Annotated in this window: 10 protein-coding genes; all 10 read left to right on the forward strand. The window is 58.3% G+C overall.

Features of this window, described 5'->3' with window-relative positions:
• Positions 1–38: 38 nt before the first annotated feature.
• Positions 39–920, forward strand: coding sequence for a prolipoprotein diacylglyceryl transferase (gene lgt / locus OK412_RS21450; protein WP_010248645.1), 882 nt, complete (start codon positions 39–41; stop codon positions 918–920).
• Positions 917–1,711 carry a thymidylate synthase gene (gene thyA / locus OK412_RS21455; RefSeq protein WP_010248642.1) on the forward strand — a complete coding sequence of 265 codons (795 nt, stop codon included), beginning with the start codon at positions 917–919 and terminating at the stop codon, positions 1,709–1,711. The genes lgt and thyA overlap by 4 nt, the downstream gene beginning before the upstream one ends.
• Before the next feature lie 187 nt (positions 1,712–1,898).
• A complete protein-coding gene (locus OK412_RS21460; RefSeq protein WP_132499429.1) occupies positions 1,899–2,369 on the forward strand; it encodes a prepilin-type N-terminal cleavage/methylation domain-containing protein in 471 nt (156 codons plus the stop codon).
• Complete coding sequence (locus tag OK412_RS21465; RefSeq protein WP_187501498.1) at positions 2,366–2,893, forward strand: prepilin peptidase-dependent protein; 528 nt, start codon at positions 2,366–2,368, stop codon at positions 2,891–2,893. Before OK412_RS21460 ends, OK412_RS21465 begins: the two co-directional genes overlap by 4 nt.
• On the forward strand, positions 2,890–3,294 hold the full coding sequence (locus OK412_RS21470; protein WP_033758709.1) for a DUF2509 family protein: 405 nt from the start codon (positions 2,890–2,892) through the stop codon (positions 3,292–3,294). The genes OK412_RS21465 and OK412_RS21470 overlap by 4 nt, the downstream gene beginning before the upstream one ends.
• A gap of 25 nt (positions 3,295–3,319) precedes the next feature.
• Positions 3,320–3,580: a prepilin-type N-terminal cleavage/methylation domain-containing protein gene (locus OK412_RS21475; RefSeq protein ID WP_022623816.1), complete on the forward strand. Its 261-nt coding sequence runs from the start codon at positions 3,320–3,322 to the stop codon at positions 3,578–3,580.
• 101 nt (positions 3,581–3,681) lie between these two features.
• Positions 3,682–7,059 carry an exodeoxyribonuclease V subunit gamma gene (recC, locus tag OK412_RS21480; protein WP_264353529.1) on the forward strand — a complete coding sequence of 1,126 codons (3,378 nt, stop codon included), beginning with the start codon at positions 3,682–3,684 and terminating at the stop codon, positions 7,057–7,059.
• Between the two features lie 108 nt (positions 7,060–7,167).
• The gene (gene ptrA, locus OK412_RS21485; RefSeq protein ID WP_264353530.1) at positions 7,168–10,065 is read left to right on the forward strand and encodes a pitrilysin; all 2,898 of its coding nucleotides are present in this window, start codon (positions 7,168–7,170) and stop codon (positions 10,063–10,065) included.
• Positions 10,062–13,601: an exodeoxyribonuclease V subunit beta gene (gene recB, locus OK412_RS21490; RefSeq protein WP_264353531.1), complete on the forward strand. Its 3,540-nt coding sequence runs from the start codon at positions 10,062–10,064 to the stop codon at positions 13,599–13,601. Before ptrA ends, recB begins: the two co-directional genes overlap by 4 nt.
• Positions 13,598–15,439 (forward strand): exodeoxyribonuclease V subunit alpha, encoded by a 1,842-nt coding sequence (gene recD, locus OK412_RS21495; protein ID WP_010671032.1) that lies wholly within the window; start codon positions 13,598–13,600, stop codon positions 15,437–15,439. The genes recB and recD overlap by 4 nt, the downstream gene beginning before the upstream one ends.
• Positions 15,440–15,442 lie beyond the last annotated feature (3 nt).

Genomic DNA, 15,442 nt, shown 5'->3' on the forward strand with positions numbered 1-15,442 from the left:
AACGCCCCTTTTCAGGGTTGAAAAATAGACGGTGAATGATGAATAACGGTTATATTGCATTTCCGCAGTTCGATCCGGTGATCTTCTCGATTGGACCGGTTTCGCTTCACTGGTACGGTCTGATGTATCTGGTGGGCTTTGTTTTCGCCATGTGGCTGGCTGTCCGCCGCGCCAATCAGCCGGGCAGCGGCTGGAAAAAAGAGGAAGTGGAGAACCTGCTTTATGCCGGTTTCCTGGGTGTCTTCCTGGGTGGACGCATCGGCTATGTGCTGTTCTACAACTTACCGCTGTTCCTGGAAAATCCACTCTATCTGTTCAAAGTCTGGGATGGCGGCATGTCGTTCCACGGTGGCCTCATCGGGGTGATTGTCGTCATGCTGGTCTTTGCCCGCCGCACCCGACGTAATTTCTTCCAGGTGGCTGATTTCATCGCGCCGCTGATCCCGTTCGGTCTGGGTGCCGGTCGTCTCGGCAACTTCATTAACGGTGAGCTCTGGGGCCGTGTCGATCCGGGCTTCCGCTATGCCATGCTGTTCCCTGGCTCCCGCAGCGAAGATGTCGCGCTGGCCGCCACCAATCCGCAATACCAGGCGCTGCTCAACACCTACGGCGTGCTGCCGCGTCATGCTTCGCAGCTCTATGAACTGGTGCTGGAAGGGATAGTGCTGTTTATCATCCTGAATCTGTTTATTCGTAAGCCACGCCCGATGGGCAGCGTCTCTGGCCTGTTCCTGATTGGCTATGGCGCCTTCCGTATTATCGTTGAGTTCTTCCGCCAGCCGGATGCCCAGCTTGGCCTGTTTGAAGGCGGAATCAGTATGGGACAGATCCTCTCTGTGCCAATGATTATTGCCGGTATTATTATGATGATCTGGGCGTATCGTCGTCGCCCGCAGCCACAATTTCGCGAGGAAAAATGAAACAGTATCTGGATTTAATGCAACATGTGCTGCACGAAGGCACGCCAAAAGCTGACCGTACCGGCACCGGTACGCTTTCAATTTTTGGTCACCAGATGCGTTTCAACCTGCAGGATGGTTTTCCGCTGGTCACCACCAAGAAATGTCATATCCGCTCGATTATTCATGAGCTGCTGTGGTTTCTGAAAGGCGATACCAACATCGGTTATCTCAAAGAAAACAACGTCTCCATCTGGGATGAGTGGGCGGATGAGAATGGCGATCTCGGCCCGGTGTATGGCAAACAGTGGCGCAGCTGGGGAACGGCCAGCGGCCAGGAGATTGACCAGTTAAGCCAGGTGATGGAGCAGCTGAAGCGCGATCCCGACTCACGCCGGATTATCGTTTCTGCCTGGAACGTCGGCGAGCTGAGCGAGATGGCGCTGGCCCCTTGCCACGCGTTCTTCCAGTTCTACGTGGCGGACGGCAAACTCTCCTGCCAGCTCTATCAGCGCTCGTGCGACATCTTCCTGGGCCTGCCGTTTAACATCGCCAGCTATGCGTTGCTGGTACATATGGTGGCGCAGCAGTGCGATCTGCAGGTGGGCGACTTCGTCTGGACCGGCGGTGATACCCACCTCTACAGTAACCATCTGGAGCAGGCGCGCCTGCAGCTGACCCGCGAACCGCGTCCGCTGCCATCACTTGTTATCAAACGCAAACCGGCGTCGCTGTTTGACTATCAGTTCGAAGATTTTGAGATTGAAGGCTACGATCCGCATCCCGCGATCAAAGCCCCTGTCGCCATCTGATTCGCGGTAAAAGATAACGCCCTGGCACTTCGCCGGGGCTTTTTTTTTGCCCGCAAACCGGTAAATCTGCGGCAACGCTCGCACGCTTCTGCCAATTCATGCTATTGGGGAAGATTCTCTGCGACGTGCTTTCCAGCCTGCCAAACCGCACCTTGTTTCATCTGTTCATCACCCGCACTCTGACACCATGAAAACAGCACACTTACGCGGCTTTACCCTACCGGAACTGCTGCTGGTGATGGTGATTGCCGGCATGCTGAGCGTTGCCGCGCTGCATGGCTGGCAGCGCTGGCAACAGCGGCAGCAACTGCGCGACAGCGCTCAGCAACTGCAGGGATTCCTGCTTGGGCTGCGTGCCCAGGCCAACCGGCAAAATAGCGACCTGATTTTATGGTCACGGCCTGGCGATCCCTGGTGCATCGGTGCCGGAAGCCGCCCCGTTGCAGGCTGTGATAGCCGAAAACGGCTGCAATTCGTAGCGCCGCACGCTGGCGTTGCGCTCTATGACATCCGGGGTGAACCGGGCTTCTATGGCCGACGTAATGTGGCCCGGGCGGGCAGCATTGAGTTGGGTAACAGCACCGGACGAATGCGGCTGATTATCTCGGCAAGAGCCCGTATTCGCCTCTGCATGACGGATGAGGAGACGTGCCGTTGAAAATGGCCGGATTCAGCCTGCTGGAGATGCTGATCGCCTTAGCAATCAGCGCCGTCGTGATGTTAAGTGCTGGCCGTTTTCTGCCGCTGCTGCTGGCAGAGAACGCCGGCGTGATGCAACGAGCGCAGCTGCGTCAGGAGTTACAGCAGATGATGGCGACACTGGAAAAAGCGGTGCGGCGTGCCGGTTATTGTCACGGTGAGTGTGGCAGTGGGGCGCTGCAAATCAGAGAGAACTGCCTGCTGCTGCGCTGGGATGAGAACAGCAACGGTAAATGGGAAGGGGTGAGCCATGCAGAGAGTGACTATTACGGTTATCGCCTGCGACAACAGCAGCTTGAGATGCAGCGAGGTGTTGACCAGTGTCAGTCAGCGGGCTGGGAGCGGCTCTCCGACCCCGCGTTTATGACGCTGGAGCAGTTCAGCGTCAGCCAGCAGGGCACGCAGGTCAGATTAGTGCTGCAGGGACGGGCCGGACGCTGGCTTGAAACGATGGAGAGCTGGATTGAGGCAGAGAACCTGTGAAGCAGCGAGGCAGCAGCGCTCTGGGCATGGTGTTGATGATTATGGTCATTGGCAGCTTTACGCTGCATGCCAGCCGTAAGATGTCTGAGCAGGGAATGCGACTGCTGGCGGATGAGCAGCAGTTTATTCAGGATTTCTGGCGGGCGCAGTCTGCGCTGCAATGGGGCTTCTCCCTGAGCTGGTCAGCCAGTGAGGCGGCCAGCTGTCAGCAGGATGATCGCCAGGGCTGGCGCAGCTGTTTACAACGAGGTGAAAAGGATGAAGGTCTGCTTAAAGGGGAGGCCAGCGGCAGTGGCATGGCAGTCTGGCAGTGGGTGCGGTTACGGGGCAATCAGATTACCGCGTTGCCGCACGGCTGGATTGACTACTGCCCGCTTACGCCCCCGGCCACCTGCCAGTAAGCGCGGTGGATTCAGCCTGCCGGAAGTGTTGTTTGCTCTGCTGTTAATGGCATTAAGCAGCAGCACGCTGTTGCACTATCATCGCGCACTGGCACTGGGATTCAGCCAGCAGTGGTATCAGCGTGAGGCATGGCGGGTGGCTGAGCAGCAACTGATGGGACATGAGAGCCCCGGCTGGACCTCAATACTGCAACAGCAGAGCGGCCCTTCAGGTTGCACCCTGGATCGGGCTGACGTGACGGGGCCTTATCAGCGCCGTGCCACCCTGACGCGGCTGCGATGTTAACTCTCCCCGGTCGCCCTTTTGATGGGTTTCAACCGCGATACGCGGTAAAGTGACAGAGCCGCAATACCGCAGTCACGTTCTGAGTTATCACAGGAGTTTTCATGTTTCACGTTTATCACTCAAATCAGCTTGATGTGCTGAAGATTCTGGCGGCTGCGGTGATTAAACATGACCCTCTTGATGATCCTTTCGCCTCAGAAATGGTGCTGGTGCAGAGTCCGGGTATGGCGCAGTGGCTGCAGATGGAGCTGGCGCAAACCTTTGGTATTGCTGCTAATATCGAATTTCCGCTGCCCGCCAGTTTTATCTGGGAGATGTTCGTCCGCGTACTGCCCGATATCCCGGTAGAGAGTGCTTTCAGTAAGGCCAGCATGGGCTGGAAGCTGATGCACCGGCTGCCGGAGATGCTGAAGCATGAAGAGTTTACCTCTCTGCGTCACTATCTCCATGACGACGGCGACAAGCGTAAACTGTTTCAGCTCAGCTCCCGCGTGGCCGATCTGTTCGACCAGTATCTGGTCTATCGTGCCGACTGGCTCAACAGCTGGGAGCGCGGCGAAACCATTGAGGGGCTGGGCGAGGCGCAGCGCTGGCAGGCCGCACTGTGGCGCGATCTGGTGAGTTATACCCAGGCCCTGCGCCAGCCTGAATGGCACCGCGCCAACCTCTATGCGCGATTTATCCAGACGCTGGATCAGGCGAAAAGCACGCCGGAAAATCTGCCCAAACGGGTCTTTATCTGTGGCATCTCTGCGCTGCCGCCGGTCTATCTGCAGGCGTTGCAGGCGCTGGGACGTCACATCGACATCCATCTGCTGTTCACCAATCCCTGCCGCGATTACTGGGGCGATATTCAGGATTATGCGTTTCTGGCGAAACTGCAAAGTCGTCAGCGCCGCCGCCATGGTGCTGATGAATCACGCGGACTCTTCCGGGATGCAGAGCAGGCACCGGCGCTGTTTAACGACGCTGGTGAACAGCAACTGACCAACCCTTTGCTCGCCTCCTGGGGCAAGCTGGGGCGTGACAACCTGTTTCTGCTCAGTCAGATGGAGTCAAACGACGACATCGATGCTTTTGTCGATGTGGAGCCGGACAACCTGCTGCACTGTATGCAGCACGATCTTCTCAATCTGCAGGATAACGCCATCATCGGACTGAATGCGGCGGAACTGGCACACAGCGATCAGAAGCGCTGCCTTGATCCGGAGGATCGATCAATTGCGGTGCAGGTCTGCCACAGTGCCCAGCGCGAAGTTGAAGTGTTGCAGGATCATCTGCTGGCAATGATGGAGGCCGATCCGACGCTGAAAGCACGTGACATCATCGTCATGGTGGCGGATATCGACGCCTACGCCCCTTTTATTCAGGCGGTGTTCGCCAATGCACCTGCCGATCGCTATCTGCCGTTTGCGATTTCAGATCGCCGTGCCAGTCAGGCTCATCCGGCCATTGTGGCGTTTTTGCATCTGCTGGCACTGCCGGACAGCCGTTTTGTCTCGGAGGATGTGCTGGCGCTGCTCGATGTCCCGGCGCTCGCTTCCCACTTCGCCATTGATGAAAGCGGCCTACGTTTACTGCGGCGCTGGGTCAGCGAATCGGGGGTACGCTGGGGGCTGGATGATGCCAGCGTAGAAGCCCTGTCACTTCCGGTTACCGGCCAGCACACCTGGCGCTTTGGCCTGCAGCGTATGCTGTTGGGTTATGCGATGGAGAGCCACAACGGTGACTGGGAAGGAATTCTGCCTTATGACGAGTCGGGTGGTCTGGTGGGGGAGCTGGCGGGACATCTGGCCGAGCTGCTCTCCCGGCTTAATCACTGGCGGCAGCTGCTTGCCGAACCCCGGCCACTGGCGGCCTGGCTGCCCATGTGCCGGGAACTGCTCAATGCCTTTTTCAGCCCCGATGCAGAAACCGAGGCCGCCTTGCTGCTGGTGGAAGAGCAGTGGCAGCAATTGATTGAATATGGCATGGATGCGCGGTTTGAAGAGGCGATTCCGGTGGCGCTGTTGCGCGATGATCTGCGTAGCCGGCTTGATCAACAGCGCATCAGTCAGCGTTTCCTGGCGGGGCAGATTAACTTCTGTACCCTGATGCCAATGCGCTCCATTCCTTTTCAGCTGGTCTGTTTGCTGGGCATGAACGACGGCGTCTATCCCCGTACTTTAGCACCGTTAGGTTTTGATCTGATGCAGCAGCAGTCCCGCAAAGGCGACCGCAGTCGCCGCGATGATGACCGCTATCTCTTCCTGGAGGCGATGATTTCGGCGCAGCAGCAGCTCTATATCAGTTATATCGGCCGGGCGATTCAGGATAATACGGAACGCTACCCCTCGGTGCTGGTCACAGAACTGCTGGATTACATTGGACAGAGTTTTTATCTGGACGGTGATGGCCATCTTGAGCTGGATGAGAGTGCCGAACGGGTGCGGATGCACCTGCAGCACCTGCACAGCCGGATGCCGTTTGCCGCCGAGAATTTCCAGCCTGCTGCCAGACTGCAAAGTTTCGCCCGTGAGTGGCTGCCTGCTGCGCGAGGCGCGGGGCAGCCGCAGCCCGATTTTGTGCAGCCGCTGGAGGCGCCGTTAATTGACACGCTGACGCTGGAGGCGTTCCTGCGCTTCTGGCGACATCCGGTCCGGGCCTGGTTCCACCAGCGGCTTGGCGTGAGTTTCTGGCTGGAGGAGAACGAACTGCCCGACAGCGAGCCGTTTGCGCTCGACAACCTTGAGCGTTATCAGATTAACGCGCAGTTGCTGAATGCCCTGGTCGAAGGCGAGGATACTCAGCGGCTTTATGCGCATCATCGTGCGGCCGGTAATCTGCCTTATGGCGCGTTCGGTGAGCTGTTCTGGCAGGCGCAGCGCGATGAGATGCAGGAAGTAGCGGCAGAAGTGGTCACCCAGCGCAGCGACGGCGAGAGCTGGGAAGTGAATCTGCAACTGGAACAGGTCAGCTTAACCGGGTGGCTGACGCAGGTTCAGAGTGATGGATTGCTGCGCTGGCGGCCTGGCGTACTCAACATGAACGACGGACTGCTACTCTGGCTGGAACATCTGGTCTACTGCGCGCTGGGCGGCACCGGCAGCAGCCGGATGTTTGGCCGGCAGCAGAGCCGCTGGTGCTTCCTTGCTGTGCCGCAGGCAGAGGCGATTGCTGCGCTGAATGAGTATGTCACGGGGTATCTCGCGGGTATGCGTCAGCCGCTGATGCTGCTTAACAAAAGTGGCGGCGCATGGCTGACCGCCAGCTACGACAAAAAAAGTCAGCAGTTACTGACTGATGAGGCAACCCAGCTTAAGGCGCGTAATCGCCTGCTGACGGCCTGGTCAGGCAACTATCAGCTTGAGGGTGAAGGCAGCGATCCCTATCTGCAACGTCTTTGCCGGGTGCTGGATGAGCCACAACTACAGCAGATAACTGAGGCGGCACAGCGCTGGTATTTACCGGTACTGGCTGCACATCAGGATGATGAATAGCCGATCAGAAGGCGTTTTTGCTGACTGACTCATTACACAGAAATTTTGCTCTGCTTTGAGCCGCCGCGTCCGACATTGGCGGTTTATCGGGAAACGAGAGGGGTTTACATGCGGGTACACGCACGCTGGATAGCGGCGCTAATGTTAAGCCTGATGGCTTGCACAGCGCAGGCGCAGGAGCAGGCATCATCAGGCTGGCAGCCGGTTAACGACACTATTCGCAAAAGTGAACAGGATCCCCGCCACTATCAGGCTATCCGGCTTGATAATGGGATGACGGTGTTACTGGTTTCCGATCCTGTGGCACCGAAATCGCTGGCGGCGCTGACGCTGCCGATAGGATCGCTGGACGATCCCGATCAGCAGGCGGGACTGGCGCACTACCTTGAGCATATGGTGCTGATGGGTTCAAAGCACTACCCGCAGCCCGACAACCTGGCTGAATTCCTGAAAAAACATGGCGGCAGCCACAACGCCAGCACAGCCTCTTACCGCACCGCCTTTTATCTGGAAGTGGAAAATGACGCGCTGGAACCGGCGGTTGATCGCCTGGCGGATGCGGTGGCTGAGCCGCTGCTGGATCCGGTTAACGCTGACCGCGAGCGCCACGCCGTGAATGCCGAGCTGACCATGGCGCGCTCGCGCGATGGCCTGCGTATGGCCCAGGTCGGCGCAGAAACCCTGAACCCGGCGCATCCGGCGTCACGTTTTTCGGGCGGCAATCTTGAGACCCTGAAAGATAAGCCAGGCAGCAAACTGCACCAGGCGCTGCAGGACTTTTATCATACGCATTACTCCGCCAATCTGATGAAAGCGGTGATCTACAGCAACAAACCGCTGCCGGAGATGGCGTCGATTGCGGCTAAAACCTTTGGCCGGGTACAAAATCATGACGCCAGCGTGCCGGAGATTACGGTGCCGGTGGTGACCGATGCGCAGCAGGGCATCATCATCCATTACGTTCCGGCTCAGCCGCGCAAGCAGCTCAAAATTGAATTCCGCATTGCCAACAACAGCGATCGGTTCCGCAGTAAAACCGACACGCTGATCAGCTATTTAATCAGTAACCGCAGCAAAAACACGCTGACTGACTGGCTGCAAAAACAGGGACTGGCCGACGGGGTGAATGCGGGCGCTGACCCAATGACCGAGCGTAACAGCGGCGTGTTTGCGATTACCGCGTCACTGACTGATAAAGGGCTGGCGCAGCGCGACCAGGTCGTGGCGGCGATATTCAGCTACATCAATCTTCTGCGTCAGCAGGGGGATGATAAGCGCTATTTCGATGAAGTTTCGCATGTGCTGGCGCTCGACTTCCGCTATCCCTCAATTACCCGCGATATGGATTACATTGAATGGCTGGCCGACACCATGCTGCGCGTACCGGTTGAACATACGCTGGATGCACCCTATCTGGCGGATCAATACGATGCCGCCGCGATTAATGCCCGGCTGGAAGAGATGACCCCGCAGCATGCGCGTATCTGGTACATCAGCCCGCAGGAGCCGCACAACAAAAAAGCCTATTTTGTGGATGCGCCTTATCAGGTTGAGAAGATCACCCCACAAACCTTTGCAGACTGGCAGCAGCGCGCCAGCCAGATTACGCTGGCGATGCCCGTGCTGAACCCCTATATCCCGGACGACTTCACCCTGTTACCGTCAGACGGCAAAACGTATCAGCATCCGGTGAGACTGGATAGCCAGGATGATATGCGTATTTACTGGATGCCCAGTCGTTATTACGCCAGCGAGCCAAAAGCGGCGATCACCCTGGCGTTACGCAATAAGCACACCATCAGTGATGCCCGTCAGCAGGTGCTGTTTGGCCTGAATGACTACCTTTCCAGCCTGGCGCTGGACGAGCTAAATTCACAGGCTTCAGTGGGCGGCATCAGCTTCTCAACGGGTGAAGATGAAGGGCTGGTGTTCAGCGCCAACGGCTTCACCCAGCGTCTGCCGACGCTGCTGAAGAAACTGGTGGAAGGTTACGCCACTTTCCAGCCGACAGAACAGCAGCTGGAGCAGGCTAAATCCTGGTATCTGGAGCGGCTGGACGCGGCGGAAAAGGGCAAAGCGTTTGAACAGGCGATTCAGCCGATGCAACTGCTGTCGCAGCTGCCATATACCCAGCGCGAGGCTCGCCGCAAGCTGGTAAGCACACTTTCACTTAAGGATGTTACTGACTATCGCGATACGCTGTTCCGCGACGCGACGCCGGAGATGCTGGTAGTGGGCAACCTCAGTGCTGACAGCGTGACGCAGCTGGGGCATGAGCTCAAACAGCAGATGCAGAGTCATGCGACCCGCGACTGGCATAGTCAGTATGTCTCGATTAAAAAACCGCTGAAAGCCAACCTGCAACAAAAAGGCAGCAGCACCGACTCCGCTCTTGCCGCGCTCTATGTTCCACTGGGATACAGTGAATATCAGAGCATGGCGCACAGCTCCATGCTGAGCCAGATTGTGCAGCCGTGGTTCTACAATCAGCTGCGGACCAAAGAGCAGCTCGGCTACGCGGTTTTTGCCTTCCAGATGCCTGTGGGTCGCCAGTGGGGGATCGGCTTCCTGCTGCAAAGTAACAGCAAACAACCGGGCTGGCTGTTGCAGCGCTATCAGGCCTTCTACCCGCAGGCGGAAAAACGTCTGCGCAGTATGAGCCAGGCAGACTTTGCCCAGTATCAGCAGGCGATGATCAATGATTTGCAGCAGCGTCCTCAGACGCTCTTTGAGGAAGCGGATCGCTTTAGCCGCGACTTTGATCGGCAGAATGATCAATTTGATACCCGGCAAAAAATGACAGAGCAGGTTCAGCGGTTAACCCCGGCGAGCCTGGCAGACTTTTTCCGGCAGGCCGTGATCGAACATAAGGGCATGGTGATGACCTCGCAGATTGCAGGCACCGGCAATGGCAAAGTTGAGTTTGCCCGTCAGCCTGGCTGGAAAACCTGGAGTGAAGTGGCACAACTGCAGCAGTCGCTGCCGGTAAAGAGTGAGACCCAATGACGCAGTTACCTCCCGTATCGCTGAATCCTTTAACGCTGCCGCTCAGAGGCGAGCGGCTGATTGAGGCGTCAGCGGGCACCGGAAAAACCTTTACCATTGGTCTGCTCTATCTGCGCCTGCTGCTGGGGCTGGGCGGTGAAAACGCCTACAGCCGGCCGCTCTCTGTCGAAGAAATTTTAGTCGTGACCTTTACCGAGGCCGCGACCGCCGAATTGCGCGGGCGCATCCGCGAGAATATTCATCAGCTACGTCTGGCCTGTATCCGCGGCAAAAGCAGCAATCCGATGCACCAGTTACTGCTGGAGCAGATGCCTGATCTGGCTCAGGCCGCCGCGCAGCTGCTGGCTGCCGAGCGGCAGATGGATGAAGCCGCCATTTTTACCATTCACGGCTTCTGTCAGCGGATGCTGAATCTCAATGCCTTTGAGTCGGGCATGCTGTTCGAGCAGGAGTTGATTGAAGATGAGCAGGCGCTGCTGAAGCAGTCGGCCGCCGATTTCTGGCGTCGTCAGTGCTATCCACTGAGTCTGGATGTGGCACGGATCATCGCCGCAGAGTGGAGCGGGCCGGACAGCCTGCTGACCACGCTGCGCCCCTGGCTGCAGGGGGAATCGCCGGGGCTGAAACGTCCGCCTGCCGCCGATGAGACGCTGGCATCACGCCACGCACGCAATCTGGCGCGCATCGAGGCCATCAAGCAGCAGTGGCAGGCGCTCAGCGCCGATGTTGAGGGCATTATCACTGCATCTGGCGTTGATAAGCGCAGCTACAGCAGTAAACATCTGCCCAACTGGGTCGCCCGCGTCACGCAGTGGGCCAGCAGCGACACGCTGGATTATCAGCTGCCCAAAGAGCTGGAGCGCTTTGGACAGCAGGTGCTGGAGGAGAAAACTAAAAAGGGTGAAGCGCCGCGTCATTCGCTTTTTGAGGCGATCGATCAGTTTCTGGCAGAACCGCTGTCGCTGCGGGATGTCATCATTGCGCAGGCGCTGACCGATATGCGCGCCACGGTGCAGCGCGAGAAACGGTTACGTGCACTGTTAGGCTTCGACGATCTGCTCAGTAAACTGGATGAAGCGCTGCAGCAGCCAGGTGGCGTTTTGCTGGCAGAAACCATCCGGGCGCGTTACCCGGTGGCCCTGATTGATGAATTCCAGGATACCGATCCGCAGCAGTACCGCATCTTCCGCACGCTCTATATTAATCAGCCTGAACAGGCACTGTTTCTGATCGGCGATCCTAAGCAGGCGATCTATGCGTTTCGCGGTGCGGATATTTTTACCTATCTGCGGGCCAGAAACGAAGTCAGCGCTCACTACACGCTCGATACCAATTGGCGTTCATCACCTGAGATGGTCGGGAGCGTCAACCGCCTCTTTTCTCAGCTCGATTCGCCTTTTCTGTTCTCGGCGATCCCCTTTCAGCCAGTTAAGCCTGCTGCGCCCAATCAGTCGCTGAGACTGATTTTTGACGAGCAGCAGCAACCGGCGTTACGGTTCTGGCTGCAGCCTGGCGAGGGCGTGGGTAACAGCGATTACCAGCAGTTTATGGCACAGCAGTGTGCGGCCGATATCAGCCGCTGGCTGGTGGCCGGACAGCAGGGGCGCGCCCGCCTGGGCAAAGGCGAGGCGCTGCAGCCGGTGCGGGCTTCCGATATCACCGTGCTGGTGCGCAGTCGTAATGAGGCCGGTTTAATCCGCGACGCGCTGAATGCGCTGTCGATTCCTTCGGTCTATCTCTCCAGCCGGGACAGCGTCTACACCACGCCGGAAGCGCGCGAACTGCTCTGGTTACTGCAGGCGATACAGGCACCTGAGCAGGAACGTCTGCTGCGCAGCGCGCTGGCGACCTCAATCTTTGCTATTGATGCAGCAACGCTCGACGCGCTGACACAGAATGAACGCGAGTGGGATGCGCTGGTGGAGCAGTTTGCCGTCTGGCAGCAGCTGTGGCATCAGCGCGGCGTGTTACCGATGCTGCGTGACGTGATGATCAGGCGGCAGCTGGCAGAGAATATGCTGGCCTCGGAGAACGGTGAACGTCGCCTGACCGATCTGATGCATCTGGGTGAACTGCTGCAGGAGGCTTCGGTGCAGCTGGAGAGTCCGCACGCCCTGGTGCGCTTCCTGGCGCAGCAGATTGCCCGGCCAAACAGCCAGGCCTCCAGCCAGCAGTTGCGTCTGGAAAGCGACCGCCATCTGGTGCAGATCATCACCATCCATAAATCGAAAGGACTGCAATATCCGCTGGTCTGGCTGCCATTTGCTGCCGGGTTCCGCGAGGCGGCCAGCGCGCTTTATCACGATCGCGACACGTTCACGGCACTGCTGGATGTGCAGGGTGATGCACAAAGTCTGGCGCTGGCCGAAGAGGAGCGCCTGGCGGAGGATCTGCGTCTGCTCTACGTGGCGCTGACCCGTTCGGTCTATCACTGCAGCGTCGGCATTGCGCCACTGATCAAAGGCACCCGCAAAAAAGAGGGCGAAAGCGATCTGCACAAGAGCGCGCTGGGCTACCTGGTGCAGCAGGGCGAGGCGGCGGATGCGCAGCAGCTCAGTCAGCGATTGAATGCGTTAACCGGTGAAGGGATTGCGCTGGTTGAAGAGGCTCTGCTGCCGGGAGAAATGTGGCAGGATGCGCAGCAGGGCGATGAGGTTTTAAGCAGTCGCGACATTACGCGCGCGCTGGCTGACGTCTGGCGGGTAACCAGTTATTCAGGCCTGCAACAGCATCACAGCTCGCCGCTGCTGGATGCGATGCCCAATTTTGATATTGATGCAGCGGGCGAAGAAGAGAAGGGTGAAGAGGCTGCATTGACACCCCACCACTTTCCGCGCGGAGCGGCACCCGGTACGTTTTTGCACGGTCTGTTTGAGTCGATCGACTTTACCGAACCGCCGGACAGCGTCTGGCTGGAAGATCAGCTGCAGCATAATGGCTATCCGCTGACCTGGTTGCCGGTTCTGGAACAGTGGATTGACCGGGTCTTACATACGCCGCTCAATGCTGAGGGGCTGACGCTGTCGGCGATAAAAAGCAGCGAACGCCTGATTGAGATGGAGTTCTATCTGCCGATCAACAATCTGCTGACTGCGGCGGATCTTGACGCTCTGCTGCGCCGGCACGACAGCCTCTCTCAGCAGGCCGCCCCCCTGGATTTTCGTCAGGTGCGGGGCATGCTGAAGGGCTTTATCGATCTGGTCTTCCGCTGGCAGGGAAAATATTATCTGCTCGACTACAAATCGAACTGGCTGGGGGATAGCCACGCCGCTTACACGCCAGAGGCGATGGCGCAGGCGATGATTGGCCACCGCTACGATCTGCAATATCAGCTCTATACGCTGGCGCTGCATCGCTATCTGCAGCATCGCCTGCCGGACTACGACTATCAGCGTCACTTTGGTGGGGTGTTTTATCTGTTTTTGCGCGGGATGGATGGCAGCTCGCCGGACAACGGCATTTTCGCCACCCGACCTGCTGAAGCCTTTGTGGAAGAAATTGATGCACTGTTTGGTGAAACCGGGGAGATGTTATGAGTGACATGCTGAGTCTGCTGCTGCAGGCGGTAGAGAAGCGTCTCCTGCGGCCGCTGGATATACAGTTTGCCCAACTGGTGGCCCCGGAATCACAGCCTGGGCTGCTGCTCGCTGCGGCCTGCGTCAGCGCTGACGCGGGTGAGGGGCACGTCTGTTTACCGCTGAGCAACCTCTGCGAAGCGAATCTGTTCGCTGGTCGCCAGCCTGCGCTGGCTCAGGCGATCTGGCACGCTGCTGGTGCGCCGGAAGACTGGACAGCACGCTTTGCTGACTGGTCGGCAGTCAGTGATGGCAGCCTGGTTACGCCGCTGGTACTGAGCAATCAGCGTTTATATCTGCATCGGCTGTGGCAAAGCGAAGGCCGGGTTGCCGACTTCTTCGCTGCGCAGGAAGTGAAAACTGCGTTTGATATGCATGCTGCAGGCGACGTGCTGAACAGCCTGTTTGACGACCAGCCGGAGAACTGGCAGAAAATTGCGGCGGCCGTGGCGCTGACCCGCAAGACTGCGGTTATTTCCGGCGGGCCGGGTACCGGTAAAACCACCACAGTGGCGAAACTCCTCGCTGCCCTGATTCGCCTGAATCCCGGTGCACTGCGGATTCAGCTGGCGGCACCGACCGGCAAAGCCGCCGCGCGACTGACCGAGTCACTGGGCAGTGCACTGCAGGAACTGGCGGTCAGCGACGAAGAACGCCGGCGTTTTCCTGCCGAAGCCACCACGCTGCATCGCCTGCTGGGCGCACAGCCCGACACTCAGCGGCTGCGCTACCATGCCGGTAACCCACTGCACCTTGATGTGCTGGTGGTTGATGAAGCGTCGATGGTCGATCTCTCAATGATGGCAAAACTGATCGCCGCGCTGCCTGCCCATGCCCGCGTCGTGTTTCTGGGCGATCGCGATCAGCTGGCCTCGGTCGAAGCCGGTGCGGTGCTGGGCGACATCTGCCGCTGCACCGAAAGCGGCTACAGCCTGGCACGGGCTGAACAGCTCGCGCTGCTGACCGGCTGCACACTGCAGGGCAGTGACGATGTGCAGGCACCCGCAGTCCGCGACAGTATCTGTCTGCTGCAGAAGAGTTATCGTTTTGATGACTCATCAGGCATCGGCCAGCTGGCAAAAGCGATCAACCGTGGCGATGCAGAGCAGGTCAGGGCGGTGTTTGCTGCGGCTTATGAGGATATCAGTTACCAGCCGCTGAACAGCGCTGACGCTTATCAGGCGATGCTGGATGAGGTAGCCCAGGGTTATCAGCCCTTCCTGCAGTTGATCAGACAGCAGTCGTCGCCCGCAGAAGTGATTGCCGCTTTTGGCCGTTATCAGCTGCTGTGTGCATTACGTGACGGGCCATTTGGCGTGCAGGGTCTGAACCAGCGTATTGAGCAGCGACTGATGCAGCTGCAGCGCATCCGTCGTCCTGGCATGGGCAGCCGCTGGTATGAAGGGCGTCCGGTGATGATCACCCGAAATGACAGCGCGCTCGGCCTGTTTAATGGCGATATCGGCATGACGATGCGGGATGAAGAGGGCAACCTGAAGGTCTTTTTCCCGCTGCCGGATGGATCGATCAAGGCGATTCAGCCGAGCCGGTTACCCTCACATGAAACGGCCTGGGCGATGACGGTGCACAAATCACAGGGCTCGGAGTTTGATCATACCGCGCTGGTGATGCCCACGCAGTTTCTGCCGGTGCTGACCCGTGAACTGGTCTATACCGCGATTACACGTGCACGGCGGCAACTGACCATCTACAGCGAACCCGGCGTATTTCAGCGTGCCGTGCAGCTGCAAACGCAGCGACGCAGCGGTCTGGTGGAGCGACTGGGGGAATCTGGCTGAGAA

Origin of the sequence: Pantoea sp. JV6, assembly GCF_025910055.1 — a bacterium.
GTDB lineage: Bacteria > Pseudomonadota > Gammaproteobacteria > Enterobacterales > Enterobacteriaceae > Pantoea > Pantoea agglomerans.

Bases quoted from the DNA above. Each gene is read 5' to 3' on its own strand.
- lgt (WP_010248645.1), top strand. From the start codon at position 39: ATGAATAACGGTTATATTGCATTTCCGCAGTTCGATCCGGTGATCTTC.
- thyA (WP_010248642.1), top strand. From the start codon at position 917: ATGAAACAGTATCTGGATTTAATGCAACATGTGCTGCACGAAGGCACG.
- OK412_RS21460 (WP_132499429.1), top strand. From the start codon at position 1,899: ATGAAAACAGCACACTTACGCGGCTTTACCCTACCGGAACTGCTGCTG.
- recC (WP_264353529.1), top strand. From the start codon at position 3,682: ATGTTTCACGTTTATCACTCAAATCAGCTTGATGTGCTGAAGATTCTG.
- ptrA (WP_264353530.1), top strand. From the start codon at position 7,168: ATGCGGGTACACGCACGCTGGATAGCGGCGCTAATGTTAAGCCTGATG.
- recB (WP_264353531.1), top strand. From the start codon at position 10,062: ATGACGCAGTTACCTCCCGTATCGCTGAATCCTTTAACGCTGCCGCTC.
- recD (WP_010671032.1), top strand. From the start codon at position 13,598: ATGAGTGACATGCTGAGTCTGCTGCTGCAGGCGGTAGAGAAGCGTCTC.